At 68.8% G+C, this 26471-nt stretch carries 27 protein-coding genes; 13 read left to right on the forward strand and 14 right to left on the reverse strand.

Annotated features, from left to right (window positions below):
- Positions 1-23 precede the first annotated feature (23 nt).
- Both BLR21_RS15570 and BLR21_RS15575 read right to left on the reverse strand, forming a co-directional pair.
- The gene (locus BLR21_RS15570) at positions 24-1835 is read right to left on the reverse strand and encodes a phosphoenolpyruvate carboxykinase (GTP) (RefSeq protein WP_090006561.1); all 1812 of its coding nucleotides are present in this window, start codon (positions 1833-1835) and stop codon (positions 24-26) included.
- A gap of 310 nt (positions 1836-2145) precedes the next feature.
- Complete coding sequence (locus BLR21_RS15575; RefSeq protein ID WP_030480118.1) at positions 2146-2832, reverse strand: DUF6802 family protein; 687 nt, start codon at positions 2830-2832, stop codon at positions 2146-2148.
- 235 nt (positions 2833-3067) lie between these two features.
- On the opposite strand from BLR21_RS15575, the gene BLR21_RS15580 reads away from it, so the two are divergent.
- Positions 3068-3565, forward strand: coding sequence for a hypothetical protein (locus tag BLR21_RS15580; RefSeq protein WP_143027731.1), 498 nt, complete (start codon positions 3068-3070; stop codon positions 3563-3565).
- Here the strand turns inward: BLR21_RS15580 and BLR21_RS15585 are convergent.
- Genes BLR21_RS15585 through BLR21_RS15595 form a run of 3 tightly spaced genes read right to left on the reverse strand, consistent with a single transcriptional unit; the run spans position 3562 to position 7270 of the window.
- The gene (locus tag BLR21_RS15585; RefSeq protein ID WP_090006563.1) at positions 3562-5382 is read right to left on the reverse strand and encodes a dynamin family protein; all 1821 of its coding nucleotides are present in this window, start codon (positions 5380-5382) and stop codon (positions 3562-3564) included. The genes BLR21_RS15580 and BLR21_RS15585 overlap by 4 nt on opposite strands.
- Complete coding sequence (gene grpE / locus BLR21_RS15590) at positions 5379-5774, reverse strand: nucleotide exchange factor GrpE (protein WP_420843891.1); 396 nt, start codon at positions 5772-5774, stop codon at positions 5379-5381. Before grpE ends, BLR21_RS15585 begins: the two co-directional genes overlap by 4 nt.
- Complete coding sequence (locus BLR21_RS15595; RefSeq protein ID WP_420843884.1) at positions 5741-7270, reverse strand: dynamin family protein; 1530 nt, start codon at positions 7268-7270, stop codon at positions 5741-5743. Before BLR21_RS15595 ends, grpE begins: the two co-directional genes overlap by 34 nt.
- A gap of 27 nt (positions 7271-7297) precedes the next feature.
- On the opposite strand from BLR21_RS15595, the gene BLR21_RS15600 reads away from it, so the two are divergent.
- Positions 7298-7747 (forward strand): hypothetical protein, encoded by a 450-nt coding sequence (locus BLR21_RS15600; protein ID WP_090006566.1) that lies wholly within the window; start codon positions 7298-7300, stop codon positions 7745-7747.
- Here BLR21_RS15600 and BLR21_RS15605 read toward each other — a convergent pair.
- On the reverse strand, positions 7732-8100 hold the full coding sequence (locus BLR21_RS15605) for a GntR family transcriptional regulator (protein WP_090006815.1): 369 nt from the start codon (positions 8098-8100) through the stop codon (positions 7732-7734). The two genes, BLR21_RS15600 and BLR21_RS15605, sit on opposite strands and share 16 nt — an antisense overlap.
- A complete protein-coding gene (locus BLR21_RS15610) occupies positions 8097-8765 on the reverse strand; it encodes a hypothetical protein (RefSeq protein WP_090006567.1) in 669 nt (222 codons plus the stop codon). The genes BLR21_RS15605 and BLR21_RS15610 overlap by 4 nt, the downstream gene beginning before the upstream one ends.
- A 116-nt stretch (positions 8766-8881) precedes the next feature.
- Here BLR21_RS15610 and BLR21_RS15615 point away from each other — a divergent pair, with 116 nt between their 5' ends.
- Positions 8882-10057, forward strand: a complete 1176-nt coding sequence (locus BLR21_RS15615; RefSeq protein ID WP_338061046.1) for a sensor histidine kinase — start codon at positions 8882-8884, stop codon at positions 10055-10057.
- Positions 10058-10066: 9 nt separating this feature from the next.
- On the forward strand, positions 10067-10723 hold the full coding sequence (locus BLR21_RS15620) for a response regulator (protein ID WP_090006569.1): 657 nt from the start codon (positions 10067-10069) through the stop codon (positions 10721-10723).
- Here the strand turns inward: BLR21_RS15620 and BLR21_RS15625 are convergent.
- The 3 genes from BLR21_RS15625 to BLR21_RS15635 are packed head-to-tail and all read right to left on the reverse strand — an operon-like array spanning position 10720 to position 12630.
- Positions 10720-11640 carry an SDR family oxidoreductase gene (locus tag BLR21_RS15625; RefSeq protein ID WP_143027732.1) on the reverse strand — a complete coding sequence of 307 codons (921 nt, stop codon included), beginning with the start codon at positions 11638-11640 and terminating at the stop codon, positions 10720-10722. The two genes, BLR21_RS15620 and BLR21_RS15625, sit on opposite strands and share 4 nt — an antisense overlap.
- Positions 11624-12103, reverse strand: coding sequence for a pyridoxamine 5'-phosphate oxidase family protein (locus BLR21_RS15630; protein ID WP_218130885.1), 480 nt, complete (start codon positions 12101-12103; stop codon positions 11624-11626). The genes BLR21_RS15625 and BLR21_RS15630 overlap by 17 nt, the downstream gene beginning before the upstream one ends.
- Positions 12103-12630: a TetR/AcrR family transcriptional regulator gene (locus BLR21_RS15635; protein WP_090006570.1), complete on the reverse strand. Its 528-nt coding sequence runs from the start codon at positions 12628-12630 to the stop codon at positions 12103-12105. The genes BLR21_RS15630 and BLR21_RS15635 overlap by 1 nt, the downstream gene beginning before the upstream one ends.
- Positions 12631-12677: 47 nt before the next feature.
- Here BLR21_RS15635 and BLR21_RS15640 point away from each other — a divergent pair, with 47 nt between their 5' ends.
- Complete coding sequence (locus BLR21_RS15640; protein ID WP_090006571.1) at positions 12678-13460, forward strand: HAD family hydrolase; 783 nt, start codon at positions 12678-12680, stop codon at positions 13458-13460.
- On the opposite strand, the gene BLR21_RS15645 is transcribed toward BLR21_RS15640, so the two are convergent.
- Positions 13457-13891, reverse strand: a complete 435-nt coding sequence (locus tag BLR21_RS15645; RefSeq protein ID WP_090006572.1) for a PPOX class F420-dependent oxidoreductase — start codon at positions 13889-13891, stop codon at positions 13457-13459. The genes BLR21_RS15640 and BLR21_RS15645 overlap by 4 nt on opposite strands.
- Positions 13892-14021: 130 nt before the next feature.
- Here BLR21_RS15645 and BLR21_RS15650 point away from each other — a divergent pair, with 130 nt between their 5' ends.
- The 3 genes from BLR21_RS15650 to BLR21_RS15660 all read left to right on the forward strand — a co-directional run bounded on the left by BLR21_RS15650 (position 14022) and on the right by BLR21_RS15660 (position 16683).
- Positions 14022-14933: an ABC transporter ATP-binding protein gene (locus tag BLR21_RS15650; protein ID WP_090006573.1), complete on the forward strand. Its 912-nt coding sequence runs from the start codon at positions 14022-14024 to the stop codon at positions 14931-14933.
- A gap of 5 nt (positions 14934-14938) precedes the next feature.
- Positions 14939-15688 (forward strand): hypothetical protein, encoded by a 750-nt coding sequence (locus BLR21_RS15655; RefSeq protein ID WP_090006818.1) that lies wholly within the window; start codon positions 14939-14941, stop codon positions 15686-15688.
- Between the two features lie 92 nt (positions 15689-15780).
- On the forward strand, positions 15781-16683 hold the full coding sequence (locus BLR21_RS15660) for an ABC transporter ATP-binding protein (protein ID WP_090006574.1): 903 nt from the start codon (positions 15781-15783) through the stop codon (positions 16681-16683).
- On the opposite strand, the gene mycP is transcribed toward BLR21_RS15660, so the two are convergent.
- Entirely contained in the window at positions 16649-17791 is a 1143-nt protein-coding gene (gene mycP / locus BLR21_RS15665; protein WP_176929651.1) for a type VII secretion-associated serine protease mycosin, read from the reverse strand. The two genes, BLR21_RS15660 and mycP, sit on opposite strands and share 35 nt — an antisense overlap.
- 260 nt (positions 17792-18051) lie before the next feature.
- Here mycP and BLR21_RS15670 point away from each other — a divergent pair, with 260 nt between their 5' ends.
- The 5 genes from BLR21_RS15670 to BLR21_RS15690 all read left to right on the forward strand — a co-directional run bounded on the left by BLR21_RS15670 (position 18052) and on the right by BLR21_RS15690 (position 23516).
- Entirely contained in the window at positions 18052-18456 is a 405-nt protein-coding gene (locus BLR21_RS15670; protein WP_256334704.1) for a hypothetical protein, read from the forward strand.
- A gap of 68 nt (positions 18457-18524) precedes the next feature.
- A complete protein-coding gene (trmB, locus tag BLR21_RS15675; RefSeq protein WP_218130891.1) occupies positions 18525-19169 on the forward strand; it encodes a tRNA (guanosine(46)-N7)-methyltransferase TrmB in 645 nt (214 codons plus the stop codon).
- A gap of 132 nt (positions 19170-19301) precedes the next feature.
- Positions 19302-20408, forward strand: a complete 1107-nt coding sequence (locus BLR21_RS15680) for a nitric oxide synthase oxygenase (protein WP_063758336.1) — start codon at positions 19302-19304, stop codon at positions 20406-20408.
- Positions 20409-20702: 294 nt separating this feature from the next.
- Entirely contained in the window at positions 20703-21860 is a 1158-nt protein-coding gene (locus BLR21_RS15685; protein ID WP_090006578.1) for a sensor histidine kinase, read from the forward strand.
- Positions 21861-22208: 348 nt separating this feature from the next.
- Entirely contained in the window at positions 22209-23516 is a 1308-nt protein-coding gene (locus BLR21_RS15690; RefSeq protein WP_090006579.1) for an amidohydrolase family protein, read from the forward strand.
- On the opposite strand, the gene BLR21_RS15695 is transcribed toward BLR21_RS15690, so the two are convergent.
- Both BLR21_RS15695 and BLR21_RS15700 read right to left on the reverse strand, forming a co-directional pair.
- The gene (locus tag BLR21_RS15695; RefSeq protein WP_090006580.1) at positions 23513-24190 is read right to left on the reverse strand and encodes an SDR family oxidoreductase; all 678 of its coding nucleotides are present in this window, start codon (positions 24188-24190) and stop codon (positions 23513-23515) included. The two genes, BLR21_RS15690 and BLR21_RS15695, sit on opposite strands and share 4 nt — an antisense overlap.
- 67 nt (positions 24191-24257) lie before the next feature.
- Positions 24258-26345 carry a PhoX family protein gene (locus BLR21_RS15700; RefSeq protein WP_090006581.1) on the reverse strand — a complete coding sequence of 696 codons (2088 nt, stop codon included), beginning with the start codon at positions 26343-26345 and terminating at the stop codon, positions 24258-24260.
- Between the last annotated feature and the right edge of the window lie 126 nt (positions 26346-26471).

Here is a 26471-nt window from a genome sequence, read left to right on the forward strand (position 1 = left end):
GGCTTCGAAACACCTCGGGCCTGCTAGCCCAGGCGCTGCTTCAGGTTCGCCAGCTCGTCGCGGAGCGTGGTCGGGACCTTCTCGCCGATCTTCGCGAACCACTCCTCGACCAGCGGGATCTCGGCGCGCCACTCGTCGGCGTCGAACTCCAGCGAGGCCTCGATGTCCTCACGCGACGCCTCCAGACCCTCGAGGTCCAGGTCGTCGGCGGTCGGCACGTAGCCGATGGGGGTCTCGACAGCGGCGGACTTGCCCTCGAGGCGCTCGATGGCCCACTTCAGCACGCGCGAGTTCTCGCCGAACCCGGGCCACAGGAAGCGCTTGTCATCGCCACGGCGGAACCAGTTGACGTAGAAGATCTTCGGCAGCTTGTCGGCGTCGGCGCGCTTGCCGAGGTCGACCCAGTGCTGGAAGTAGTCACCGGCGTTGTAGCCGATGAACGGCAGCATCGCCATCGGGTCGCGGCGCACGACGCCGGTCTTGCCGACCGCGGCGGCCGTGGTCTCGGACGAGAGCGTGGCGCCCATGAAGGTGCCGTGCTGCCAGTCGCGCGACTCGGTGACCAGCGGGATCGTCGTGGCGCGGCGGCCACCGAAGAAGATCGCCGAGATCGGGACGCCGTTCGGGTCCTCCCACTCCGGCGCCTTGATGTCGCACTGCTCGATCGGCGTGCAGTAGCGCGAGTTCGGGTGCGACGACAGCTCCTCGCTGTCGGGCGTCCAGTCCTGGTGCTTCCACGAGGTGAGGTGGGCCGGGGGCTCGCCCATGCCCTCCCACCAGACGTCGCCGTCGTCGGTCAGCGCGACGTTCGTGAACAGCGAGTTGCCCTTGGCGATGGTGCGCATCGCGTTCGGGTTGGTGTGGTAGTCGGTGCCGGGCGCGACGCCGAAGAAGCCGTTCTCCGGGTTCACCGCGTACAGGCGGCCGTCCTCACCGAAACGCATCCAGGCGATGTCGTCGCCGAGCGTCTCGACCTTCCAGCCGGGGATGGTCGGCTCCAGCATGGCGAGGTTCGTCTTGCCACAGGCCGACGGGAACGCGGCGGCGATGTAGTACGCCTTGTTCTCCGGCGAGGTGAGCTTGAGGATCAGCATGTGCTCGGCGAGCCAGCCCTCGTCGCGCGCCATCGCCGAGGCGATGCGCAGCGAGTAGCACTTCTTGCCGAGCAGGGCGTTGCCGCCGTAGCCGGAGCCGAAGCTCCAGATCTCGCGGGTCTCCGGGAAGTGGGAGATGTACTTGGTCGTGTTGCACGGCCACTGCACGTCTTCCTGGCCGGACTCCAGCGGGGCGCCGAGCGAGTGCAGCGCGGGGACGAACGGAGCGTCCTCACCGAACAGCGCGAGAGCCTTGTTGCCCATGCGGGTCATGATGTGCATGGAGACGACGACGTACTCCGAGTCGGTGATCTCGACACCGAGCATCGGCTTCTCCGCGTCCAGCGGGCCCATGCAGAACGGGATGACGTACATCGTGCGGCCACGCATGCAGCCCCGGTAGAGCTCGGTCATGATGGCCTTCATCTCCGAAGGGTCCATCCAGTTGTTCGTCGGGCCCGAGTCCTCCTCGCGCACGGAGCAGATGTAGGTCCGCTCTTCCACGCGCGCGACGTCCGTCGGGTCCGAGGCCGCCCAGAACGAGTTCGGCTTCTTCTTGAGCGGCACGAACGTGCCGGCGTCGACGAGCTTCTTCGTGAGACGGTCCCATTCGCCCTGAGACCCGTCAGCCCAAACAACCTCGTCGGGGCAGGTCAGCTCAGCGACTTCCTGAACCCATGCGAGCAGACGCGCGTGGTTGGTAGGTGCGTGTTCGAGACCGGGAATGGTCACTGCCGTCATCTCGTCTCGTCTCCTGACTGAACGCCTCGGCAACCCGAGCACGTGGTGGTCCGGTGCAGGACTTCGTCGTCCTCGGGAATAGCTCCACACGCCCGGTGGGGCCGGGCGTGTGTGAAGGGGATGGATCGAGGTTAGCCCGGTGAATGGCAGGTAAAGCACCCCCAGCCTGTCGCTTCCCTCACAAAACCGATTCTGGAATCGATTCAGCACTCGGACGGCGTTAAGGCCGGCTTGAGGTGGGAAAAACACAAGAGGCCCCGGTGCGGTTCTCACCACACCGGGGCCTGTGACCTGCGTTTCAGTCAGGGGGTCAGTTCGGACTGATCCACTGGCCCGTTGTGGAATCGATTCGGACGACTCCGTCGAACCGTTCTTCCTCGAGCCAGTCGTCCGAGTCGTCCAGAATGCCGCTCTTCGAGTCGGTCACGTACCGGCCGTCGGACTCGATGTGCCCGTGCTCGACGTCGACCCAGTCGTCACCGCGGTGTTCCGACATCGTGACCTCGCCGGATCGCGTGATCTCGGTCGCCACGTCGGCCTTGCCGTCGCCGTCCTTGTCCGTGAACAACCACGTGTCGCCGGCGTCGTCCCGGACGACGGCGGTGTCCGCCTTGCCGTCCCCGTCGGTGTCCTCGGTAGCCTGCCCGACGTTTCGCTCACCGTCGTCGGTGTCCACGACAATCGCCTGTGTGGGAGACGAATTCGTCTTTTCCCGCTGGGAGTCGCTCGGGTCGACGGCGACCCACTCACCGGAATTCTCCTCGAACCGCGCCTGGCTCAGGAGATTGCCGTCCTTGTCGAACGTGGTCATCAGATCGGCGTCACCGTCGCCGTTCGTGTCGGTGAACGCGAGGTGTCCACCGTCGTCCGTCTCGACGACGGCGGAGTCGTTCACGCCGTCGTGGTCGAGGTCGAAGGTGACGTCGGCGGTGTACTCCTCATCCTCGACGGTGACCTTCAGCTCGGCGTCGGCCGCACCGTTCTCGTCGATGTACACCGGGACACACCTCCTACTTGCTCATGTACCGGTATGACCCACGTTATGCCGGTTTGGTTCCGTCGCCAAGCTCAACACCGGCATCCCATCCGGCGTCTGGGTGGTGACGACGAGCGAGGGGGACGGTGTGGACAGAGGGCTGGTACCGGCGGTGAGTGCCCGAAGACGGGCTCGTGCCGTACTGATCGGCGCGCTCGGGACGTGCATCGCGTTTTCGGTGCTCGGGGGTTACCTCATGAGCCCCGCAGTGGGCACCGGCCTGGGCTTCCCGCTGGTCGCCGCGGCCGGGGTGATCATGTTCATGCTGCCGTTCGTGGCCCAGGGCACGGACACCGAAGTGCACGCCCAGCGCTATGTGACGGCGCGCACGATGAGCGGATGGCGCACGGTGGACCTGCACCGGCTGGCGAGGATCAGCCGTTTCCGCCTAGACCAGCTGCCGACCATCGACCTGCTGATGCTCGTCGACGCCGACGGGGTCCGGCTGATGCTCAACCAGGACCCGGAGGTCGACGAGGCGACGATGCAGGCGGTGGTGGCGAATCCCGCCAACGCTCCGCGCATCTCCTGGGACGCCGCTGACCGCCTGGGACTGTCCGAGCCACCCCTGAAGCAGAGGCTGTGGGGGCACGCGGTCCGTTTCTTCGGCGTGTTCCTGATCCTGCCGGCGGCCTTCGGGCCGCCGCTGCTCGTGGCCTGGGCGGCCTTCGAGATCTCCAAGGCCTGGAGCTAGACGCGGTCGCGCACGGACCTGATCCGGCCCAGTAGCTCCTCGGCCTTCGAGCGGCCCTGCTCCACCTCCGCAAGCTGCCGGGTCACGGCCTGCAGCTCGCGGCCGCGTTCACCGGCCTCCATCCGCAACGCGCGGTCGACCTCGCGCAGTTCGGCCTCGATGGCCTCGATGCGCTTGGCCAGTGCCTCGTCCAATGCGAGCGACAGAGCCTGTTCGGCCTCGATCAGCTGCTCGGCGGCCAGTTGGTCCACTGTGGAGCGCGCGTCGGCGATGGCGTCGGAGAGCCACTGCTTGACGTGCTGCTTCTCGGCCGTGTGGGTGCGGGTGCGGGCCATCCACCAGCCCGCGCCGAGGCCCAGGGCGATGGTGACGGGCAGGACGATCGGGTTCAGCACGGCGATGCCGAGGCCGGCGAGCGGCATGACGGCGAGCTTGCCCGCGCCCAGGCCCCCGGAGACGCCCATGAACACCAGGAGTTTGTCCTCGGCTGTCGGCGGGCGCTTTTCCTTGGGGCGCAACACGACCGGCGGTTGCTCGCCGCGGGCGAACTGGCCGCGGATCAGGGTCAGTTCCTCCGCGCTGAACAGCGTGGCCAGCACGGCGTCGGTGACCTGCGAGAGACGCACGGACAGAGCCGTGGAGATGCGGCCGGAGACGACCTGCAGTGCGGTGTCCACCTGCTGCGGCAACGCGCTCAGGGCGGTGCGGTCGGCGGAGTCGATGGCCTGGCGGTACCAGGTCTGCAGGTCACGCATCTGGCGGGAGATCTCGTGGGAGTTCTCGATGCGGGCTCGCTGGACCTCACCGCGCAACCGGACCTGCCAGCCCCGGGTCGAGGACCGGCGTTCGGTCTGCAGTTCTTCGCGGCGGGCACGAAGTAGAACAGCCTCGTCCTCGCCCACGGACAGAGCGCGCTTCTCGTGTTCGAGGCGGATTTCCAGCTCCGCCAGCACGGTCGACAACGCGCGCAGGGCGTTGGCCTCGGCGAGCATGCCGGCGCGGCCCGTGACGAGTTCCTGCAGGGCGGTCTGCAGCGCGGAGATGCCGGAGCGTTCGCGGAGCATCGAGGCCGCGTCCGGGTTCGGGGCCTGGGCGGCCATGCCGAACATGCGCGACGACACCGGATAGAAGGTCGCGTCGGCGAAACGCGGGGCGTGCTCGGCGAGCAACGCCTTGTCGGCGTCGAGGACCTGGCGCCAGCCCCGGTACTGGTCGGTCTTGGTCAGCGCGAAGACGACGGTCTCGACGCGGTCGCCGACGCGCTTGAGGAAGTCCAGCTCGCCGCGGGTGAACGGCGACGAGGCGTCCACGACGAAGATCAGGGCGGTGGCCGACGTGACGGCCTCCAGCGCCAGTTCGCCGTGCACCGACTCCAGGCCGCCGACGCCGGGAGTGTCCACAACGGACATTCGTTCCAGCAACGGGATCGGGGCGTCGACCTCTACGTAGCGCGGGGGCAGCTCGCCGTCGGGCAGGTCGTGGGCGGCGGAGACCCAGTTGATCAGCGCGGGCAGCGGGAAGCTGACGGGCGCGAGCAGGCCGGGGTAGCAGGCACGGGCCGCCCAGGACGGGCCGTGCTGGAAGACGAGGTAGGTGGAGGTGGCCACGTCCGCGTCGACCGGCGAGAGACCCGGTGCCGACAACAGGGCGTTGACCAGCGACGACTTGCCGCGGTTCGTCTCGCCGACGATCACGACCGACGACACCTCCGGCGCCGCGCGACGAGTCACCCAGTCGGCCATCGACGGGTCGAGTTCGCGCACGAGAGAGGTGAGGCGTTCGCGGGTCTGCCGGACTGTCTGCGAAAGGTTGCTCATCGGGACGTGTAGACCGTCACGATCGGAGCCCGCAGGAGGCGGCCTCGGTCGCAGAAGCCGGGCACCTCGGTCTCGGCGACCAGGCCCTGCAACGACAGGTCGTCGGTCGGCACGGCGCCACCGGCCTCGTGCTGCGACGGGTCGAACCGCTCACCGTCCACCCGCAACGCCACGACGCCTATGGACGACAGGCCTTCCTCGATGCGTGCGACCACGCCCGCACTGGCGCGGTCCAGTGCGTACAGGCACAGCTGGACCAGCGCACGGCGCTCGGCCAGCGCCTGGTCGAGCAGCTCGTCGGCAATGGTCTCCACACCGTCGTCCGACGCCAGATCGGCGGGTTCGGTTCCGTTCGTGCTCATCGGTGCCCCCCAGCACGTAGTTGCTGCCAGATGAGGAAATACGCCCTGTGGACGACATGCGCCACCCGAGCCTGTGCCGGAGTCGCGCCGAAGGAGGCGAACGAACGCCACCAACCGGCCCGTTCCAGCGCGTACGCGACCAGTTCCGCGCCCGGTCTGCCCGGCATGCCCAGCTGAGCGGCGACGTCCGGGGTGCTCCCGACCCGCAGCACCTCCTCCGTCAGGTCCGGGGCCAGCTCGACCGCGCCGGACGAGACGAGCGTCAACGCCTCCAGCAACCGCAGCTGGTGTGCCTCGGGACGGGCCAGCAGGACCTCGATCGCGTCGTGCACGCGCTGCCGTTCGCCGGGATCGCCCGAGGCCAGTGACGTGACCGAGGCCAGCGCGGCCGCGGCCTTGATGCCGTCGGCCCGCGCCCGGAAGACCGCGTCCAGCCGGCCTCGGACCGCGGCGAACCCGGACGCGTCGAACAGCACCCGCCGCAACGCCCCGGCGGGCAGCGCGGGCTCGGCGTCCAGCGCCAGGAGCGCCTGGCCGATGCCATAGAGGTCGAGCTTCTCCAGCAACCGGGAGCGCACACCGGCCGCGACGTCGCACTCCCACGACGTGAAGAGGTCGCCGGACATCAGCATCATCGTGCGGGTGTCCGCGTCGAGGGCCGCCAACGCCCGCAACGCCTCCGCGTCGGCCGACGTGAACTCCCCGGTCTCCGCGGACTCGGCGAGCAGGCTGATCACCGGCAGCACGTCGGCGACGCGCGGCCTGAGCAGTTCGGCCTGCTTCGCCGCGAGGATCTGCGCGGCGCGCCAGACATCACCTTCCGAGCCCTCGACGGTTTCCGGCGCGACGGCGTCGACCTTGTTCAGCGCGGCGATGGCGTTGACCGGGCCTGCCTCGCGGGAGGCGGTCGCGGCCGTGAACGCGGCCAGCGTCGAGTGGTCATCCGCCCGCACGCCCTGTGTCACGACGTAGAGCACGGCCTCTGCACCGGCGACCGCGTTGCGCGACACGGGATCCAGCAGTTCCTCGGTGCGCGCGACCGACGCCGCGTCCAGCGAACCGAGCCCTGGCGTGTCGATGACGGTGATGTCGCGCAGCACGGCGTTCGTCAGGTACGCCTCGATGTGCGAAACGCCTTCCAGGCCGAGAGAGACGGGGATCATGCCGTTCGCGTCGAACGGCAGCACCTGCCGTCTGCCGTCTCGCAACACGACTTCGATGCGGTCGACCGTGCCGTACTGATAGCGCGTGACGAGCCGGGTGCACTCGCCGATGTCGGTGGGCGCGACCCGGCGTCCGATCAACGCGTTCACCAGGGTCGACTTGCCGGACTTGATCCGGCCGGCCACGGCAACCTGCAACGGCGCGTGCAACCGGCGCAGCACTTCCTGGAACCCGGCGGCGGTCCGCGGGGACACCTGCGGTTGGAGGGCAGCGCACAGGTTGGCCACCGCCGCGCACAGCGGACCGGCCAGTTGTTGTCCCTGCAACGCCGTCACGGGCACTGATCGTGCCACGGTTTGCATGCGTGCGTGCGCGGGTAGCCACAGCGCATGGGTGACAGCTACGTGACGTTCCTAGTGCTGGGGATCGTCCTGGTCGTGGTCGACGGCCAGCTGATCTACCGCGGTGGCAAGGGGTACCTGAAGCGCGCCGCGTACGACGAAGAGCAGGCCGACAGCATGATGAAGCTGACGGCCGTGCTGTTCCACCTCGTCGTGCTGGGCCTGCTGGCGTTGGTCTCGATCATCGAGGTCGACACCGGCGATGCGGTGAAGAACGTGGTCATGAAGCTGGGCATCGTGCTGTTGCTACTGGCACTGGCCCACGGCGCCACGATGGCGATCCTGGCCAGGATTCGGGACCGCCAGGTGCAGCAGCAACTCGCTGACCAGATGGCCGAGGAACACCGCATCTACGAGGAACGGCAAGAGGAACGGCAGTCCCACATCAACGAACCGCGACCCGCACCCAAGATCGAGTCGCCCTACTCACCCAGGTAATGGGCTCGCACGGCGTTCAGCGCCTCCCCCTCGCTGGCGCCGAGTGACCGAGCTACGGCGACGAACTCCGCCGCGGCGGCGGAGAGCGGGTCCGGTGCATGCGAAGGCAGGGCAGCCACCACGGTGCCCTGCCTTCGTCCTGTCGTGAGCACGCCGCTGGTCTCCAGCTCCCGGTAGGCCCGCGCGACCGTGCCGGCGGCGAGGCCGAGGTCCGCGGCGAGCTGCCGGATCGTCGGCAGCCGGGACCCGACCGGCAGCACCCCACCGTTGATCAACCGGACGAGCTGGTCCCGGACCTGCCGCCACGGCGGGACACCGTTCTCGACGTCGACGACTATGCGTGGTGCAGTCACCACACGATTTTCTTCGACACGACGTTCGTGTTGGCCATCAGCACCCACGCGACGACGCCGGCCAACAGGAACGGGCCGCCGACGAGTGCGCCGACCAGTGCCGCGCCGATTCCCGCCGACACGTGCACGCTGCGAGTGCGCAGCGCCCGGTCGACCTCCTCGTCGCCGTCCGCAGGGCGCGCGACCGCCGCCCACATGACCACCGCGACCGCGGCGACGGACACGACGAACACGGGCAGTTGCGCGATCTCGAGCCGCACGAGCAGCCAGGCCAGCCCGAACAGCACGATCGCCGCGTACGCGATCAGCACGTACTGCGACCCGATGTCGAACAGGCCGCGCGGCGTGAGCGTGGCCACCCGCTGCCGGCCTTCGCGGGGCAGCGCCAACGGGATCAGCTCCGCGAGCAGCGTGCCTCCGAGCACGACCGCCGCGAGGGACCCGAGACCGCGACCGCTGGCGAACGGCACGAACGTCAACCCGACGAAGAGCCACGGGTAGAGCAACCGCCGCCGCTTCAGGTAGCGGATGGCGTCGTCGATCTGCGCGGGCGTCGGGTCGGACACCTTCCAGCTCTTGAGCAAGCGCTTGCCCGTCGACTGCGTCGGCCACAGAGCGACCAGCAGGAACAACCCAACGCCAGCGGCCCACAGGATGTCGTACATGGCGAACCCCCGAACTTTGTATCAATCCCTCGACACAATAACTCACACTGAAGTCGTACGCGGCGTCAACCCGTGGCGCGACGCGCGAAAGTTCGGTCCGCACCTAACCTTGTCCAGTGCGGCGGTTCAGTCTGTGGATGAAGGCTCATCCGGCGTTCGGGGACTCCCTGATCGCCGGAGTTCTGCTGCTCTTCGACATGGGCATCGCGGTCACGGTGGTCGACCAAGGGGTGTCGTTCTCCGCTTATATCGCGGTGACGCTGCTGATGCTCGGACCGATGCCGTTTCGCCGGTACCACCCGCTCGGCACCAGCTACCTGATCCTCGCGGGCGGGTTCCTGCAGCTCTTCTCGCACGGCGGCATCAACGGCATCCCGGTCCGGATGTCCGACTTCGCGCTGGCCATAGCGCTCTACACGCTCGTCGCGTACACGAACCGCAAGACGGCGTTGATCTACGTGGGCTGGCTGGTCGCCGGCACGCTGCTCTGGGCGATCTTCCAGATCGGCGAGCTCCAGGCCGTGTTCCTCGTGTTCCTGGTCTTCGTGATCTTCGGGTTCAGCTGGGCGATGGGCGAGTTCATCGGTGCGCGCCGTGCCTACCAGCGGGAGATGGAGCAACGCCTGGTGCTGCTCGAGACCGAACGCGACCAGCAGGCCAAGATCGCCGTGGGTGAGGAGCGTTCCCGGATCGCCCGCGAACTGCACGACATCGTCGCCCACGCGGTGAGCGTCATGATCGTCCACGCCGACGGCGCCGCGTACACGATCAGGTCCCAGCCGGAGGTCGCCGAGAACGCGGTCCGCACGATCGCCGACACCGGCCGCCTCGCGCTGACCGAGATGCGCCGCCTGCTCGGTGTTCTGCGCAGCGAGGAGGCCGAGACGCAGTGGGCCCCGCAGCCCGACGCGCGGGGTGTGGTCGAACTCGCCGAGAACACCCGAGCCGCCGGCGTGCCGGTGCGCCTGGAGATCAACGGCGACGTGGACGACCTGCCCGTGGGCGTCGGCCTGAGCGTCTACCGGATCGTGCAGGAAGCACTGACGAACACCATCAAGCACGCCGGAGCTGGGACCACCGCCTTGGTCCGCCTGGCGCGCACGCCCGAGGAACTGCGACTGGAAGTGACCGACAACGGGTTCGGCACGCCCCACGACGTGGTCAAGGTCTCCGGCGGCAACGGACTGATCGGCATGAGGGAAAGGGCAGCGGTGCTGGGCGGGGAGTTCGAGGCGGGTCCCAACCCCGGTGGGGGCTGGCGCGTGCGCGCGACATTCCCGCTAGCCGCATAGGGTGATCGAGTGATTCGGGTGCTGCTCGTAGACGACCAGGAACTCATGCGGATGGGCTTTCGCATGGTGCTGGGCGCACAGGAAGACATCGACGTGATCGGCGAGGCGGCCGACGGGCTCGACGCCGTGCAGATGGCGGCGAAGCTGCGGCCCGACGTCGTCCTGATGGACGTCCGCATGCCCGTGATGGACGGTGTGGAGGCGACCAAGCGCATCACCGAGGCCGACTCCGCGAAGGTGCTGGTCATGACCACCTTCGACATGGACGAGTACGCGCTGTCGGCGTTGCGCAACGGCGCCAGCGGGTTCCTGCTGAAGGACACGCCGCCGTCCGACCTCGTGTCGGCCCTGCGCGCGGTGGCCTCCGGCGACGCGGTGGTCTCGCCGTCGGTGACCAAACGGCTGCTGGGCCGGTTCCTCGGCGACGGCGGCGGTGAGCTCCGGGACGCCTCCGTGCTCGACGTGCTGACCGAGCGCGAACGCGAGGTGCTCGTGCTGATCGCGAAGGGTCTGTCGAACACCGAGCTCGCCCGCAAGCTGTTCCTGTCCGAGGCGACGGTGAAGACGCACGTCGGCAGGATCCTGGCGAAGCTGGAGCTGCGAGACCGGGTGCAGGCCGTCGTGCTGGCCTACGAGACCGGTCTCGTCCGCCCTGGTGACGCCTAGCGGTATTTCTCCGGATCGGCGTCCACGGTCGCGCCCGCCATCCGCGGCATCACGACGTCGTCCCACCAGTGGCCCCAGTCGGGCTGCGAGCCGTCGAGGTCGGTGAACCCGTACTCGCGCTTGAGCTTCCACGACGAGAGGCACTGCCCGGCGAACCTCCTGCGGTCCTTGTCGGCCGCGAGGTGCGCGAGGCCGCGGCCGAGGTAGTGCGGCGTCTCGGACAACGCGTAGTCCGGCACCTTCTCGATCGCGTCACGCCAGTTCGCCTCGGTGACGCCGAAACCCTCCAGCATCTGCTCGGACCGCAGGAACCCCGGCGTGGCCGCGACCGCCGTCACGTTCGGGTGGTCCTTCAGGTCCTTCGCCAGCACCTCACCGAACCGGCGCACCGAGCTCTTCACCGCGTCGTACGGGAGGTTCACGAAGTACGCCTCGCCGTCCTCGCCGTCGGTCACCTCGACCACGAGCCCGTCGTCGGACCTGATCAGGATCGGCATGAGCTTGTGCAACGCCACGAGGTGCGTTTCGACGCCGTTGCGCCACATGTGCAGCTGCTTGTCGAGGTCGTGTTCCCAGAACTTGCCCCACTCGACGAGGTTCTCGCCGCCCCAGGCGTTGTCGATGAAGATGTCGAGCCTGTCGATCCTCGCGGCGAGAGCGTCCACATCGGACGGATCGGTGAGGTCGCAGCGGACCGCGATCCCCTTGCCACCGGCGGCGTCCACGAGTTCGGCGGTCTCCTCGATCGTCTCCGACCGCCCGATCTCGGACTGCTGCGTCCGCGTGGTGCGGCCGGCGACGAACACCGTCGCCCCCGCCGCCCCCAGCTCCACGGCGATCGCCCTTCCCGCACCGCGCGTGGCGCCGGTGACGACCGCGACCTTCCCGCTCAGATCGGGATTACTTCTTGCCGACACGGCGAGTTCCCCTTCCCTCGTGCCAGGAGAGGACGACCATCTCGTCGCCCTCGACGGTGAGCTGCACGACCTCGGTGACGTCGAACCGGAACAGGTCGATCTCCTCCGGCTTCGGCTGCCACCCCGTGCGGTCGAACAGGTCTTTCAGATAGGCGCCCTTGTCCGTCCGGAACTCGGCGGTGCCACTGATCTTCGCGTCACCCGCCTCCGTCATCGACGCGGTCGTGGTCATGCAGTGCAGCGCGAACCTCGGGTCGCGCCGCAGGTCCTTCGACTTCAACGAGTCCGGCATCATGCCCGCCCACAGCTCGCCGCGGGCGAAGTCCGGTTCCACACCGCTGATCCGCGGCGAGCCGTCCTTGCGCAGCGTCGCGATCAACGCGTGCCGGTCCGCGGCGAACCGGCCCTGCACGAACGCGGCCATGTCGGGCTGTTCGGCCGCGAACTCCGCCCAGGTAGCCATCAGCGCATCCCTTTCAGCACCAGATCGATGTCCTCGCTCGTACGTGCCAGCAGGTCGCCGCGCGGGCGCACCGACCAGTCCATCGCGATCCCGAACACGAGCGCGGCGAGGACACGGGCCGCGTTCGACGGCAGCCTCTCGGCCGCACACAGGACCTCCAGTTCCCCTTCCAGCACCGCGTAGTGCCGGGCCAGCAGCGCGCGCAGTTCCGGGTCGATCAGGTCGACCCCGAGCTGCGCCAGGTTGTTCGTCGCGACCACCGGGTCGGCGAGCCGGTCGAACCAGGTCAGCAGCGCTTCGCGGACGGTGCCGGCCTCGCGCATCCTGCGGGCGACCTCCTCGGTGCCCGCCTTCGTGAGTGCCTGCAGCAGCCCGCTCTTGGACCCGAACCGCTTCGCCACCGCGCCGACCGACACCCCGGCCTGCGCCGCCACGTCCGCGACGGTGAACTCCGGTCCACGCCGGTCGATGACGGCCGCGACGGCGTTCAGGATCCGTTCGTCGGTGATGGTGCGAGGTCGTGCCACGCCATTAGTGAACCACAATTCACTAACCTTCGCATAGGGTGGCATCAGTGAGCTGGAGACCGCGCCTGGTGGCGCTGGACATTGACGGAACCCTGACCGCTGTCGGCTCGAACGACATCTCGCCCGCCGTGAAAGCAGCCATCACGCGCGCCACCGAACACGGTGCCGTCGTCGTGCTCTGCACCGGCCGCAGCCTCGTCGGCATCAGTGCGGTGGCACCACAACTGCCTGCCTCGTATGCCATCTGCTCGAACGGCGCGGTGTGGTGGGATGCGGCGCTGGACGAAGTGACCAGGCGCGTGACGTTCGACCCCGGACCGACCATCAAGACGTTGCAGGCGCTGCTGCCCGGCACCGTGTTCGCGGTCGAGCAGACCGGCGTCGGCAACCTGTCGCTGGGCGAGTTCCTGCCCGGTGACCTGTGGGGTGCGACGACCCAGGCGACGTTGGAGGAGATGGCGGTGCCGACCTCGCGACTGGTCATGCGCTGGCTGGACCACACACCGGCCGAGCTGGCGTTCGCCGTGCGCGAGCTGGAACTGCCCGGCATCGAGTGGCACGTCGACCACACCGAGGCGTGGCTGACCGCGGTGCCTCCGGACGTCTCGAAGGGCTCGGCGCTCGACGAGCTCTGTGCGCAGCTGGACATCAGGGTCTCGGACGCGCTCGCGATCGGCGACGGGTCCAACGACGTCGAGATGTTGAAGTGGGCGGGGCTCGGGGTCGCGATGGGCCAGGCGCCGGCTCATGTGCAGGCGGTGGCGGACGAGGTGGCGCCGACCGTGCTGGAGGACGGCGCCGCCCGGGTGCTCGACCGCTTCTTCCCCTAGTCCGACACGTTCCGCACGGCGACGACCTTGTCGACCTTCACCCGCACGACCATCTCGCCGGGCACGCCGTTGCGGTCGGCGTACTCGTCGGCGCGGTCGTCGCCCATGTAGCGCGCGGCGGTGCGGCCCGCCCAGTACTTGAGCTGGTCCGGGTCCTCGTCGATCACGGCCTGGCCGGTGATGGTGACGAAGTTGAACGGCGGCGTCTCGTCGTCGAGGCACAGGGCCACTCGGCCGTCGCGCAGGATCGACTTGCCCTTGACCGTCTCGCGGGCGGTCAGGAAGACGACGTCCGGACCGTCGAGGTCGACCCAGACCGGGGCGACGTGCGGGGAACCGTCCTTGCGGGTGACCGCGAGCTTGGCGGTGCGGGCGGGTTTGGCCAGGACGAACTCGCGCCACCAGCCGTCCGGGGCTTCCGTGTATCCCATGTGGCTCATTCAACTACGACTGAGGTAGCGCCACCGGACGACGGAAGTTGACGCACGCGCAGACCGCAGGCCGATGTGGCAGGACCCCTCGGAACGTCAAAGTAGTCCCATCACCGAGAGGGGACAGCCAATGATCGAGGCAATCGGCCTCACCAAGAGATACGGCAGGACGGTCGCGGTCGACGACCTGTCGTTCACCGTCCACCCTGGACGGGTGACCGGATTCCTCGGTCCGAACGGCGCCGGCAAGTCGACCACCATGCGCATGATCCTGGGGCTCGACCGTCCGACGGCAGGCCGCGTGCTGATCGACGGGAAGCCCTACACCGAGCTGCACCGTCCACTGCAGACGGTCGGTGCGCTGCTCGACGCCAAGTGGGTGCACCCGAACCGCTCCGCCCGCGCTCACCTGCGCTGGCTCGCCAAGTCCAACAACCTGCCGGACAGCCGCGTGGACGCGGTGCTGGAGGCCGTCGGTCTCACGCAGGTGGCGGGCAAGAACGCCGGCGGGTTCTCGCTCGGCATGTCGCAGCGGCTGGGGATCGCCGCGGCACTGCTCGGCGACCCGAAGGTGTTGCTGTTCGACGAGCCGGTCAACGGTCTCGACCCGGAGGGCATCCTCTGGATCCGCACGTTCATGCAGAACCTCGCCGCCGAGGGCCGCACGGTCCTGGTGTCGAGCCACCTGCTGTCGGAGATGGCCCTGACGGCCGGCGAGCTCATCGTGATCGGCCGGGGGAAGCTGATCACGCAGAGCACCACGCAGGAGTTCATCGACAGCGCAACGGGTAACACCGTCCTCGTGCGCAGCCCTCAGCTCTTCAAGCTCGGCCCGTTGCTCGTCGACAAGGGCTTCACCGTTCGTGACGGTGCGGACGGCGCGCTGTCCGTATCGGGTGCAACCAGTGACCAGATCGGTGACATCGCCGGTGCCAACGGTGTCGTCCTGCACGAGCTGAGCCCCCAGCGTGGTTCGCTCGAAGAGGCGTTCATGCAGCTGACGGGTGATGCTGTCGAGTACCACGCAGAGATCGGGAAGTGAGTCTGATGACCCTGTTGGCAGTTGAGAGAATCAAGCTCTTCTCGACCCGCTCGCCGTACTGGTGCAGCGCGCTCGCCATCGTGCTGGGCGTGGGACTCACCGCGATCATCGCGGCGGCCAGCGAAGAGCAGGTGTCACTCGGCCTGACCCAGATCGGCAGCGCCCAGCTCGCCATCGCGGTCGTGCTGGTGATGGCGGCGATCGCGGTCACCACCGAGTACCGCTTCAACACGATCCGCTCCACGTTCCTGGCCGTGCCGGGGCGTACGTCCGCGCTGGTCGCCAAGGCCACCGTGGTCGCGCTGATCGCCGGTGTGCTCGGCGAGATCATCGCGTTCGGTTCGGTGGGCATCGCCAAGGTGATCTCGCCCAGCTCGGACCTCGCGATCAACTCGGCCGCCGAGTGGCGGCACGTGGCGGGCGTCGGCCTCGTCTACGCCATCGGCGCGGTCATGGCCGTGGCCGTCGGCATCCTGGTCCGTCAGACGGCGGGCGCCGTCGCGATCCTGCTCGTCTGGCAGATGATCGCCGAGGGCCTGATCGGGATCATCCCGAAGGCCGGCATCAAGATCCAGGCCTGGCTGCCGTTCACGAACGCCACCCACTTCCTCACCATGGGCGCGGACAGCCCGGAGCAGGGCGGGGCGGGCATCGACTTCAAGCTGAGCCAGTGGGGATCACTGGCCTACTTCGCCGGCATCGCCATCGCGATGCTGGTGGTCGCACTGATCGTCGCGAAGCGGCGGGACGCGTGACCTGTTCCGAATAAGGGGGAGAGGGGCCTGGGTCATCCGTCGGGGGGTGACCCAGGTCCCTGTCAGTTCTGTCGAGCGAACCGGGAGAGGTCATGATCGAAGCAGTGCGGTTGCAGAAGCACTACGGCAGGACGAAGGCCGTCGACGACCTGTCGTTCACCGTCCAGCCCGGCCGCGTCACGGGCTTCCTCGGCCCGAACGGCGCCGGCAAGTCCACGACGATGCGGATGATCCTCGGCCTCGACACCCCCACCGGCGGCGACGTCAGGATCGACGGGCAGCACTACGCCCAGCTCAAGCAGCCGTTGCGCAAGGTCGGCGCGCTGCTCGACGCGAAGTGGGTGCACCCCAACCGTTCCGCGCGAGCGCACCTCAAGTGGCTCGCCGTCTCGAACAGGATCCCCGTCAGCCGGGTGCAGGAGGTGCTGGAGGTCGTCGGCCTCACCGAGGTGGCGCACAAGAACGCCGGCGGCTTCTCGCTCGGCATGTCTCAGCGGCTCGGCATCGCGGGCGCGTTGCTCGGCGACCCCGAGGTGCTGCTGTTCGACGAGCCGGTCAACGGCCTCGACCCCGAGGGCATCCTCTGGATCCGGCAGTTCATGCACCGGCTCGCGGACGAGGGCCGCACGGTGTTCGTGTCGAGCCACCTGCTGTCCGAGATGGCGCAGACCGCCCAGGACCTCATCGTCATCGGCAAGGGTCAGCTGATCGCGCAGACCTCCACCGAGCAGTTCATCAACGACGCCACCCAGGACACCGTCCGGGTGCGGTCACCGCACGCCGCGAAGCTGCGCGAGATCCTCGCGGCGCACGCCACGGTGACCGACGACTCGGCGAGCGGAAGCCTGGTGGTGCACGGGATTCCGGCGCAGCAGATCGGTGAGCTCGCGGCGGAGAACCAGATCGTGCTGCACGAGCTCAGCCCTCAGCGCGGTTCGCTGGAGGAGGCCTTCATGCAGCTCACCAAGGAGTCGGTGGAGTATCACGCGCACTGACGGGCTTGGGGCGCCGTGACCTGATGGCGGGCAACACGATCAGCAGCCCGGTCATCACGGCGGTGCCGCCCGCGACGGCGGCGACGAATGGCAGCCGGTCCTCCACGTCGACCGGCTGCTGGGGACGCTGGGCCGCGAGTGTCGGAGCCGGCTGCGTGGTCGAGGGTGGCGGCGGCAGCAGCGGATTGCGTTCCACCGGCGGGAGTTGCGCGGTGAGCGCGCCCATCGGGTTGACCATGCCGAACCCGGTCGCCGCGTCCCGGCCGGGGTCCGCCAGGTCCGTCGCGGTCCTGACCAGCGCGTTGACGACGTCCTTCGCCGCCATGTCCGGGTGCTTCGCGCGGACCAGCGCGGCGACGCCGGACACGATCGCCGACGCCGCGCTCGTGCCGTCCATCTCGGCATAACCGCTGGCATAGACGCTGTGCGGCGCGATCGTCACGATGCCGGCCGCCGGAGCCGCGAGCACCGTGTCCGCGCCGACGTTGGACGACGCCCAGGGCTTGCCTTCCTTGTTCGTGCCCGCGACCGCGATCACGCCGTTGATGTTGGCGGGCGCGGAGACCTCCCTGCCGTCGTTGCCGGTGGCGGCGACGAGGACGACGTCCTTCTCGATCGCGTAGTTCACGGCCTTGACCAGCGTCGGCGTCATCGAACTGGAGAAGCCCAGCGACAGGTTGACGACCTTGGCGCCGTGGTCGGCGGCCCACCTGATGCTCTCGGCGACGGCGTCGAGCCCGAACTGCTCCTTCTCGTCGGCGCTGGCGATCGGCAGGATCTTGGCGCCGGGCGCGATGCCGAGCGCCCCGCCGTTCCGGCCGGTCGCGGCGATGATCCCGGCCATCCCGGTGCCGTGGCCGTCGGCGTCGGTCGTGCCGTCGGTGCCCTCGGAACGGCCGAAGCCCGTTCCGGGCAGTACCTGCCCGGCGAGGTCGGGGTGCTGGGCGTCGACGCCGGAGTCGATCACCGCGACGATCACGCCGTCCCCGCGGGCCTGGGCCTGCGCCGAGTAGACGTCGAGCGCGTCGAGGTGCCACTCCTGCTCCTCGATCGTCTGCGCGGCGAGCAGCAACGGCAGCGCGACGGCGAGCGCGGAGACCAGGTGCACGTCAGCTACATCGTGTTTCCACGTCACACCGCAACGTGCCTGGCGTCACACGTTGCGTAAGGGTGCTGTTAACAAGCCGTGAAAAGCCGCAATCTGGACATCACCGGCGTTTGAGTTCACGTTCAATGGGGATATCCCCGCTGCGGAGGTGGCCAGTGGTCCGTGTGGAAGCAATGCTCGGCCTCGAGTGGTCCAGTGCGCTCGAAGCTCCCAACCCTGCCGAAATCGCCCTCACCCCTGCAGACGCGCGCCGTTCCTGGGTGAACCGCGCATCCGAGAGCGAAGTCCTGGCGATGTACCGCTCGGTGCGGAACGCCGAGGACGCACCCGCGCCGTGGTGGCTGCGCGCGCTGGACCGGGGGCGGCTGCGTTCCCGTGCCGAAGGTCATGCCGTCGAGGACGCGGTGAGCGAACTGCTCTCCTCACGTCCCGGCTGGGTGTTCGTGCCCTGGGTCGACCTCGGCGAGGTCGGGTACTGGGAGTACGTGCCGTCCGAGAGCGGTGTCTACGGGCCCGCCACCCCGACAACCGTGCAGTTCACCGACTCGCACCGCGGGTTCGTGCACCTGGTCCCCGCCCATCGCGGGGCCGGTCGGCCCCAGCCCATCGACTTCACCGTGGCTGACCTGCGAGCTCAGATCGAAGACATCGAACTCATTGCCTAGAATGTCCCGTCGTGACCAGGCCTGAGTTCCCTCGTTCCATCGTCAGCTTCGTCCAGCGCGGCGAGCGCATGACCGTGGGACAGGAACGTGCCTGGGACACGTACTGGGAGAAGATGGGCAACGACGTCAAGTCGTTGCCCGAGGGGCCCCTGGACTTCGACTCGTGGTTCGGCCGCTCCGCGCCCGTGCTGCTGGAGATCGGTTCCGGCATGGGCGAGACCACCTCCCAGCTCGTGGCCGCCGCGCCCGAGCTCAACTACGTCGCCGCCGAGGTCTACAAGCCAGGGCTCGCCCAGTTGCTGCTGCGCGCCGAGCACCTCGGCGGGCTCGACAACCTGCGCGTGCTGCGCGGTGACGCCGTCGACCTGCTGACCTCGCATGTCGCGCCGGGGTCGCTGCACGGCGTGCGGATCTTCTTCCCGGACCCGTGGCCGAAGAACAAGCACCACAAGCGCCGGCTCGTGCAGCCGGAGTTCGTGGCGCTGGTGGCGTCCCGGCTGGAGCCCGGTGGCGTGCTGCACCTCGCGACGGACTGGGAGCACTACGCCGAGCAGATGCTGGAGGTCTGTTCCGGCGAGCGGCTGCTGACCAACGTGTACGACGGCTGGGCGCCGCGGCCGGACTGGCGGCCCGTCACGAAGTTCGAACAGCGTGCGGTGAACGAGGGCCGTGTCTCGCACGACCTGATGTTCCGGCGGAACGACCTCACCTGATCGAGGTCTCAAGCCGATCGAGTGAACACCCTGGGTCTCGCATTCACTCGTTGGAGTGGCTGGTGTTGATCACCCGAAATGCCCCGAGTGGCAGTGACGCGTGAGCCTGTTCCGGGCCTAGCGTCTCGCTCCGTGACCCCCGACGTCCTCCCCGTCGCGGAGGAGTTCGTCCGCATGTTCCACGCGGCGCACTCCGACGCAGGCTCGCTGTCCGCCCGCATCGCCCAGGTGCGCGCCGAGATCACCGAGACCGGAACCTACCGCCACACCACCAACGAACTCGCCTACGGCGCGCGGATCGCGTTGCGAGACTCCGGCTGGTGCACCTCCGGTGTGCCTTGGCGCCGCCTGAAAGTCCGCGATCTGCGCGGCTACCGCAACGCCGCCGCAGTCGCCGGCGAATGCGTCGAACACCTGCGACTGGCGACCAACGGTGGTGAAATCCGGCCGCTGGTAACGGTTTTCGCGCCGGACGCGCCCGGTTCGCCCGGGCCGGTGATCTGGAACGAGCAGCTGATCCGGTACGCCGGGTACGCCGACGGGATGGGGGACCGCCGGTACACCCAGTTCACCGAGACCATGCAGGGCATGGGCTGGCGTCCGCCGGTGCGGCGTTCACGCTTCGACCTGCTGCCGTTGGTGGTGGAGACCCAGCACGAGGGGCCGCGGCTGTTCACGCTGCCGTCCGAGATCGTGCACGAAGTTCCTTTGGAGCACCCGACTCTGCCGTGGTTCGGCGAGATGGGCCTGCGCTGGCACGCGGTTCCGGTCATCTCGAACATGAGGCTGTCGATCGGTGGCGTGCACTACCCCGCCGCGCCGTTCAACTCGTGGTTCGTCGGCGCCGAGATCGGCACGCGGTCACTGGCCGAGGAAGGTGCTTACGGTGTGGCGCGTGAGGTCGCCGATGCGCTGGGTCTGGACACCTCGTCCGAACGCACGCTGTGGCGGGACTTCGCGACCGTTCACCTGAACGCCGCAGTGCTGCACTCGTTCGACAAGGCGGCCGTCACCATCACCGACCACCACGCGGAAGCGTTGCACCGCCTCGCCTGGCTGCGTTCCCGCCAACGGCCTTCCGCCGCGCGGCCCGCGTTCCGGCTCGACAGCGCAGCCGCGGCACGCGCACGGAACGGTTCTCCGGCACGCTTCACGGCCGCGTTGGACGAGACCCGTCCCCAGCCGACGAGCAGGCTGGCGGAGCTGCTCCGCCAGCAACACTCCCTGACCAGCGTCTGACTTCCCCATCACACGCTGGTGGGGACCTAGTGCTTCGAGTCGATCATCACGCCTGACAGAGCCATCAGAGCAAGGACCAACAGGCCGACCACCGCGGCGGCCCAAGTGAACACAACTGACAACATGGCGTCCTCCGTATCCCCGACTATCGCTGTTCCAGAGTCCGTGACCGGGGCGTAATCCGGCATCCGCCGTGAGGGTGTTTCCGCAGGTCGTTGCATCAGCCTTCTGGCTGATGCCCCGGTAGCCCCCGGTCGGACGCGGGGTCACACTTTCGGCCCTACTGTTGCTCGGGTGGAGAGCACGGAACTGAACTGGCGGTTGCTCGCCAAACGTCAGTGGCCGCTGGCGGTCTCGCTGACCATCATCGCCCTGCTGGAGACCGGTTCGATCTCGACAGGTCTCGGCTGGTGGCAGGTGCCGGGTGTCGCGGTGGTCTGCGTGATCGCCGTGCTCGCACCCCGCAGGCCGTTCGACGCCACACTCGCGCTGGCGTTCGCCGTCGCCTGCGTCGCCCTCTACCTGCGGCTGCTCGGAGTGTCGATCGAGCCGCACCTCTTCTGGAGCGGCGCGGGCATCTCGATGACCGCGGCCGCGATGGCCACCATCGCGACGCTCGTGCGGGACGCGACGCGCGTCAAGGCAGTGGCGGGAACCCTGGTCGTGCTCGCGGGCATGGCGTTCGCGGAGGTGCTGGGATGGCCGATCGTGGCGGCGCGCGAGTATCGCGAGTGGAGCCCGGACACGTGGAACTTCCTGATCGCGGCGGGTGTTCTGCTCGTCCTGTCGGTGGGCACCGGGATGTACTTCCGGGCACGTGACGACGAACGCGCGTCTCAGCTGGCTGCTTCCGTTGCGGCGGCCCAAAACGCCGAGCGGATGGCGTTGGCGCGCGAACTGCACGACGTGGTCGCGCACTACGTGACGGCGATCGTCGTGCACGCGCAGGCAGGTCAGCTCGACCGCGAGGTCGACGTGCTGCCGTCGATCGCCTCGTCCGGTACCGAGGCGCTGACGGCGATGCGACGGCTCGTGGGAACCATGCGGGACGGGAGTTCCGACGGTCCGGCCGCTTCTTCGTCGTTGATGGACGACGTGCGGGCGCTGGCCGCCGAGTCCGGGCTGCCGGTGCGGCTCTCGTTCGACCTGCGGGACGCGGTGCCGCAGGAACTGGCCCGCTCGGTGCTGCGCCTGGTGCAGGAATCGCTGACGAACACCCGGAAACACGCTTCCGCTGTGTCCTCAGTGGACGTTTCGCTGTCCTCAGGCGACGGTGTGCTGCACCTGGCGGTGCTCGACGACGGTATCGCGTCCGGTGTGCCCGTGGGCGGATCGGGAGGCTACGGGCTCGTCGGCATGCGCGAGCGCGCGGAACTGCTGGGCGGCACCTTCTCCGCAGGCCGACGCGAACCGACTGGGTGGACGGTCCGCGCCGATCTGCCGATCAGCTAGCTCACATGTCGTCGCGGATGACTTCGAACTCCTGGGTCATCTCGACATCGCTTTGCTGGTCGTCGTTCTGAGGGTCGAAGTCGGCCACTGAATGCCTCCGCATGATCACGCCCGGTCGTGGAGTGTGATCATGCCAACTCAGCGCCGGGTCGGCGGCTTGGGGGTGGCGGGCTTCCGCGCGATACACAAAGGGCCCGTCGCATCACGCGTGACGAGCCCTTTGGTCGGGGAGAAGTTTAGGCCGGGGCGGACCCTGGGGGTCGGCCCGCGCCCGACACAGCGAGGATGCCCACCGCGTCCGGATGCATGCATGCTTGTGACTGGCATCACAATGGCAGGATTCCTCGCATGTCACTGCGTCTGCACGCCCCGGTGGTCCTGCCCTGCGACCCGTCCTGCGCCGTGTTGCGCGACGCGGCCGTGGACGTCGTCGACGGGCGGATCACCTACGTGGGTGCCATCTCCGATGCCCCCGCCTTCGACGGCGAGGTCCGTTCGCTGTCGGGGATCCTGATGCCCGGCCTCGTGAACACCCACGCGCACAGCCCGATGACGGTGCTGCGCGGCCTGGGCTCCGACCTGCCGTTGCTGCGGTGGCTGCAGGAGCAGATGTGGCCCAACGAGGCGCGGATGACGCCCGCCGACATCGGCACCGGCATGCTGCTCGGCGCCGTCGAGATGCTGCGGCACGGCGTCACCACCTCCGCCGAGATGTACTTCCACGGCCGCGAGCTGACGGCCGCCGTCCTGGCCGCCGGGTCACGGGTGGTGTTCGGCGGGGCGATCCTCGACGTGCCGGGCATGGACTGGAAGTCGCTGACCGACGAGATCTCCGCGTGGATCGACGCCGACGGACTGCGGTTCGGGCCTGGTGAGCGGGTCGAGCTGGCGTACGGGCCGCACTCCGCCTACACGCTCTCTGCGCCTCAGCTCACGTCGATCGCTCTTGAGGCTCGGGCCCGCGGGGCGCTGTTCATGGTGCATGTGGCCGAGTCGCCGTTCGAGGACGAGGCCGCCCGCGCCGAGTTCGGGTCCGTGCCGGCCCTGATGAAGGCTTCGGACGTGCTCGGCGGGCGGGTGCTGTCGGCGCACTCCGTGCACCTGTCCGACGACGACATCGCCCTGTACGCGGCGTACGGCGTCGGCGTCGCACACTGCCCCGGCTCCAACACGAAGCTCGCTTCGGGCATCGCGCGGGTGCCCGAACTGCTGGCCGCGGGCGTGGCGGTCGGGCTGGGCACCGACGGGCCCGCGTCCAACGACGACCTGGACCTGCTGGAGGAAGCACGGCTGGCCGGCCTGCTCGCGCGTGTCTCCACAATGGACGCGACCGTGCTCGGGGCCGCGCAGGCATTGCTGATGGCCACTCGGGGCGGGGCCGACGCGCTGGGCCGCGACGACATCGGCGCGCTGGAGGCCGGTCGCTGGGGCGATGTCGTGCACGTCGCCGCCGACGACCCCGCCTTCGCCACCGGGCTGGACGCTCCGGACTCGCAGCTGCTGGCGAACCTCGTCTGGGGGTCCGGGTCGCGCCGGGTCACCGACGTGTGGGTCGCCGGTGACCACGTCGTCGCAGGTGGGGAGTCGACTCGGGTGGATCGGCACGAGGCGCAGGCCGGAGTCGCCGCGGTGGCACGGCGACTGCGCAGCGCCTAGTGCGGCCGCGACCGCACGTTGATCTCGGTGATGTGGGCGTCGGGCGTCGCCAGCACGGCCGACGCCACCGCCCGCCCGATCGAGTCCGGGTCGATGTACTTCGACGGGTCGTACTCGCCGCCCTCCTGGCGCCGCACGTCCTGCTGCATCGGCGTGGCGGTGCGGCCGGGGTAGACCGTGGTCACCCGCAACGACGGCTCGTCGCCGCGCAGGGCGTCGGCGTAGGCGCGCAGGGCGAACTTCGAGGCCGCGTAGACGCCCCAGCCGGGGTTCGCGGCCAGGCCGGCGCCGGAGTTGATGAGCACGACGTGGCCGGAGGCGGCGCGCAGCTGCGGCAGGACGAGGTTGGTCAGTTCGGCCACCGCGAAGACGTTCACGTCGAACGTGCGGCGCCAGTCGTCCTGGGAGGCCTCGCCCAGCGGGCCGAGCAGCGCGATGCCGGCGCTGTGGACGATCACGTCGAGCCGCGAGACGGCGGCCAGGTCGGCACTGGCGACGTTCGTCAGGTCGAACGGCCACGCCTGCGCGCCGGGGAGTTCGGCGGCCAGCACCGACAGCGACGTCTCGTCGCGGCCGCCTAGCAGCAGGTCGTGGGTCGAGGCCAGGCCTCTGGCGATGGCCGAGCCGATTCCACTGGATGCCCCGGTGACGAGGGCGACCGGACGATCACTCATGGGGCGACCATAGTGTGGCCGTGCAGCCACCCGTCACACGGACGGGCGGCTGCACCGGATTACCAGATCAGTCGCAGATCTTGCGACGGTCCTTGCGCCACACCACCGTGACGGACGGACGCGGCTGCGAGGTGCCACCGTCCGGCCAGTGCGACACCGGGTTGTTGGCCGAGGCGCCGTCGATCTCGCCGGGGTGCTGCACGGACACCAGCACGAAGTCGTCCTCGATGACCGGGCCGCAGGCTTCGCCACCGATCGGCACGGTGAGGAACTGCTTCACGAAACCGCGGCGCCTGCCCTCGACCGGCACCGCGAAGATGCCGTCGTTGGACTTCAGGGCGTTGCCGTCGGTGGAGATCCACAGGTTGCCCCGCGAGTCGAACGCGACGTTGTCCGGGCAGGAGATCGGGCTGACCTGCCCCTTGTCGTACCCGCCGAAGTAGGTGCCGGGGTCGTTGGGGTCACCGCACACCAGCAGCAGCTTCCACGAGAACGTGGTCGCCGTGTTGTCACTGTGGCGCTCCTCGAGCTCCAACACGTGACCGTGCTTGTTGCCGACCCGCGGGCTGACCTCGGTGGCGCCTTCCTTGCCGGCCTTGCCGCGGTCGGTGTTGTTGGTGAGCGCCGCGTAGACGCGGCGGTTCTTCAACGACGGCTCGACGTCCTCCGGCCGGTCCATCTTCGTGGGGCTGACCTTGTCGGCGGCGAGGCGCGTGAAGATGTAGACCTCTTCGGCGGTGAAGCCGGGCACGAACGACTTGTCGTTGTGCGCCAGTGGAATCCACTGACCCGAGCCGTCGAACTCGCCGTCCGACGGCAGCTTGCCGGTCCCGTCGATCTCGGAGGCCGGGCTGTCACCGGTGAACTTCGCGACGTAGAGCGTGCCCGAGTCGAGCAGGCGCTTGTTGTGCTCCCGTGCGCGCTTCGAGCTACCCCGCATGTAGCGCTCGTCGGAGACGAACTTGTACATGTAGTCGAAGCGCTCGTCGTCACCCATGTACGCGACAACGCGACCGTTGCGGGCGACGATGACGTTCGCACCCTCGTGCTTGAAGCGACCGAGCGCGGTGTGCTTGACCGGCGTCGACGTCGGGTCGAGTGGGTCGATCTCGACGACCCAGCCGAAGCGGTTGGCCTCGTTGGGCTCCTGCGCGAGGTCGAAGCGCTTGTCGAACCGCTCCCACTTGCGCGTCGATGCCGTGCCCCTGATGCCGTAACGCGCGTTGCGCGCCTTGGCGGTCGCGTCGGTCACCAGGTCGCCGTTCGCGAAGTACTGGTTGAAGTTCTCCTCGCCGGACAGGATCGTGCCCCACGGCGTGACGCCGCCCGCGCAGTTGTTCTGCGTGCCCAGCACGACCTTGCCGCTCGGGTCGGCCGACGTCTTGAGGTACTTCGAGTCGGCGGCCGGACCACGCATCTCGAACGGCGTGGTGAGCGTGATACGGCGGTTGTAGCGGCGCTTGTCCTTCGACACCACCAGCTTGCCGCTGCGGTGGTCGCGCTCGACCTGCACGACCGAAAGGCCGTGCGCGGCCCACGCGATCTTGACCTGCTCCTCGGTCGGGTTGTTCACGTCCCAGTTCTTGAACATGAACTCTTCGGACGAGTACTCGTGGTTGCTCACCATGAGCCAGCGGTTCCAGCCGGGCAGCGGAACGAGACCGCAGAAGTCGTTGTTGTAACCGAACTGCTTCGCCTGGGCGGCGGCGGTCTGGTTGTCGAAGTCGAACTCCGGCGCGTCCGACAGCACCGCGTCGCCCCAGCGGATGACGACGTCCTGCTGGTAGCCCTTCGGCACGACGACCGCGTCGAGGGTGTTGGGCTGCACCGGCTCGAAGTCGAGTCCGTCACGGTCGCGGCCGAACTTGAGGTCCAGGTCGAGATCAACGGCGGCCGGAGCGGCGGCGGCCGTACCGGAGAACGCGAGCGCTCCGGCGCCCGCGGCCGCGACGACGGCGCCTGCCTTCAGCATGCCGCGGCGGCTCACGACCTCCTTGACGACGTCGCCGAAGTACGCGTTGGCCGAGGTGTTGGGCGCCTCGTGCGAACACGCGTTGCCGCAGCGGTACTGGCAGGTGACGGCCTGACGCCCGAGCGGGTGGTTGGCCGTGAGCAGGGGCAGCAGGCGACGGCCCGGATCGGTGGGTGAGGACACGCAGGCCTCCGAGATCGGTCAGTGTGGGAACTGGCCGAACCTAAGAGCCGAACGAGTTCGCCAGCCGTCCACAAGGTGAACGGCGGGCGAACTCGTACTACACCGCAACGATCACAGCACGCAGGG

Source organism: Lentzea albidocapillata subsp. violacea, assembly GCF_900100275.1.
GTDB classification, from domain to species: domain Bacteria; phylum Actinomycetota; class Actinomycetes; order Mycobacteriales; family Pseudonocardiaceae; genus Lentzea; species Lentzea violacea.

What these genes read in the sequence shown, in the direction of transcription:
- BLR21_RS15570 (WP_090006561.1), bottom strand. Translation starts at nt 1,835, where the DNA reads ATGACGGCAGTGACCATTCCCGGTCTCGAACACGCACCTACCAACCAC.
- BLR21_RS15580 (WP_143027731.1), top strand. Translation starts at nt 3,068, where the DNA reads ATGAGCCCCGCAGTGGGCACCGGCCTGGGCTTCCCGCTGGTCGCCGCG.
- BLR21_RS15585 (WP_090006563.1), bottom strand. Translation starts at nt 5,382, where the DNA reads ATGAGCAACCTTTCGCAGACAGTCCGGCAGACCCGCGAACGCCTCACC.
- BLR21_RS15595 (WP_420843884.1), bottom strand. Translation starts at nt 7,270, where the DNA reads ATGCAAACCGTGGCACGATCAGTGCCCGTGACGGCGTTGCAGGGACAA.
- BLR21_RS15600 (WP_090006566.1), top strand. Translation starts at nt 7,298, where the DNA reads ATGGGTGACAGCTACGTGACGTTCCTAGTGCTGGGGATCGTCCTGGTC.
- BLR21_RS15610 (WP_090006567.1), bottom strand. Translation starts at nt 8,765, where the DNA reads ATGTACGACATCCTGTGGGCCGCTGGCGTTGGGTTGTTCCTGCTGGTC.
- BLR21_RS15630 (WP_218130885.1), bottom strand. Translation starts at nt 12,103, where the DNA reads ATGGCTACCTGGGCGGAGTTCGCGGCCGAACAGCCCGACATGGCCGCG.
- BLR21_RS15645 (WP_090006572.1), bottom strand. Translation starts at nt 13,891, where the DNA reads ATGGGATACACGGAAGCCCCGGACGGCTGGTGGCGCGAGTTCGTCCTG.
- BLR21_RS15650 (WP_090006573.1), top strand. Translation starts at nt 14,022, where the DNA reads ATGATCGAGGCAATCGGCCTCACCAAGAGATACGGCAGGACGGTCGCG.
- BLR21_RS15655 (WP_090006818.1), top strand. Translation starts at nt 14,939, where the DNA reads ATGACCCTGTTGGCAGTTGAGAGAATCAAGCTCTTCTCGACCCGCTCG.
- BLR21_RS15660 (WP_090006574.1), top strand. Translation starts at nt 15,781, where the DNA reads ATGATCGAAGCAGTGCGGTTGCAGAAGCACTACGGCAGGACGAAGGCC.
- trmB (WP_218130891.1), top strand. Translation starts at nt 18,525, where the DNA reads ATGACCGTGGGACAGGAACGTGCCTGGGACACGTACTGGGAGAAGATG.
- BLR21_RS15690 (WP_090006579.1), top strand. Translation starts at nt 22,209, where the DNA reads ATGTCACTGCGTCTGCACGCCCCGGTGGTCCTGCCCTGCGACCCGTCC.
- BLR21_RS15695 (WP_090006580.1), bottom strand. Translation starts at nt 24,190, where the DNA reads ATGAGTGATCGTCCGGTCGCCCTCGTCACCGGGGCATCCAGTGGAATC.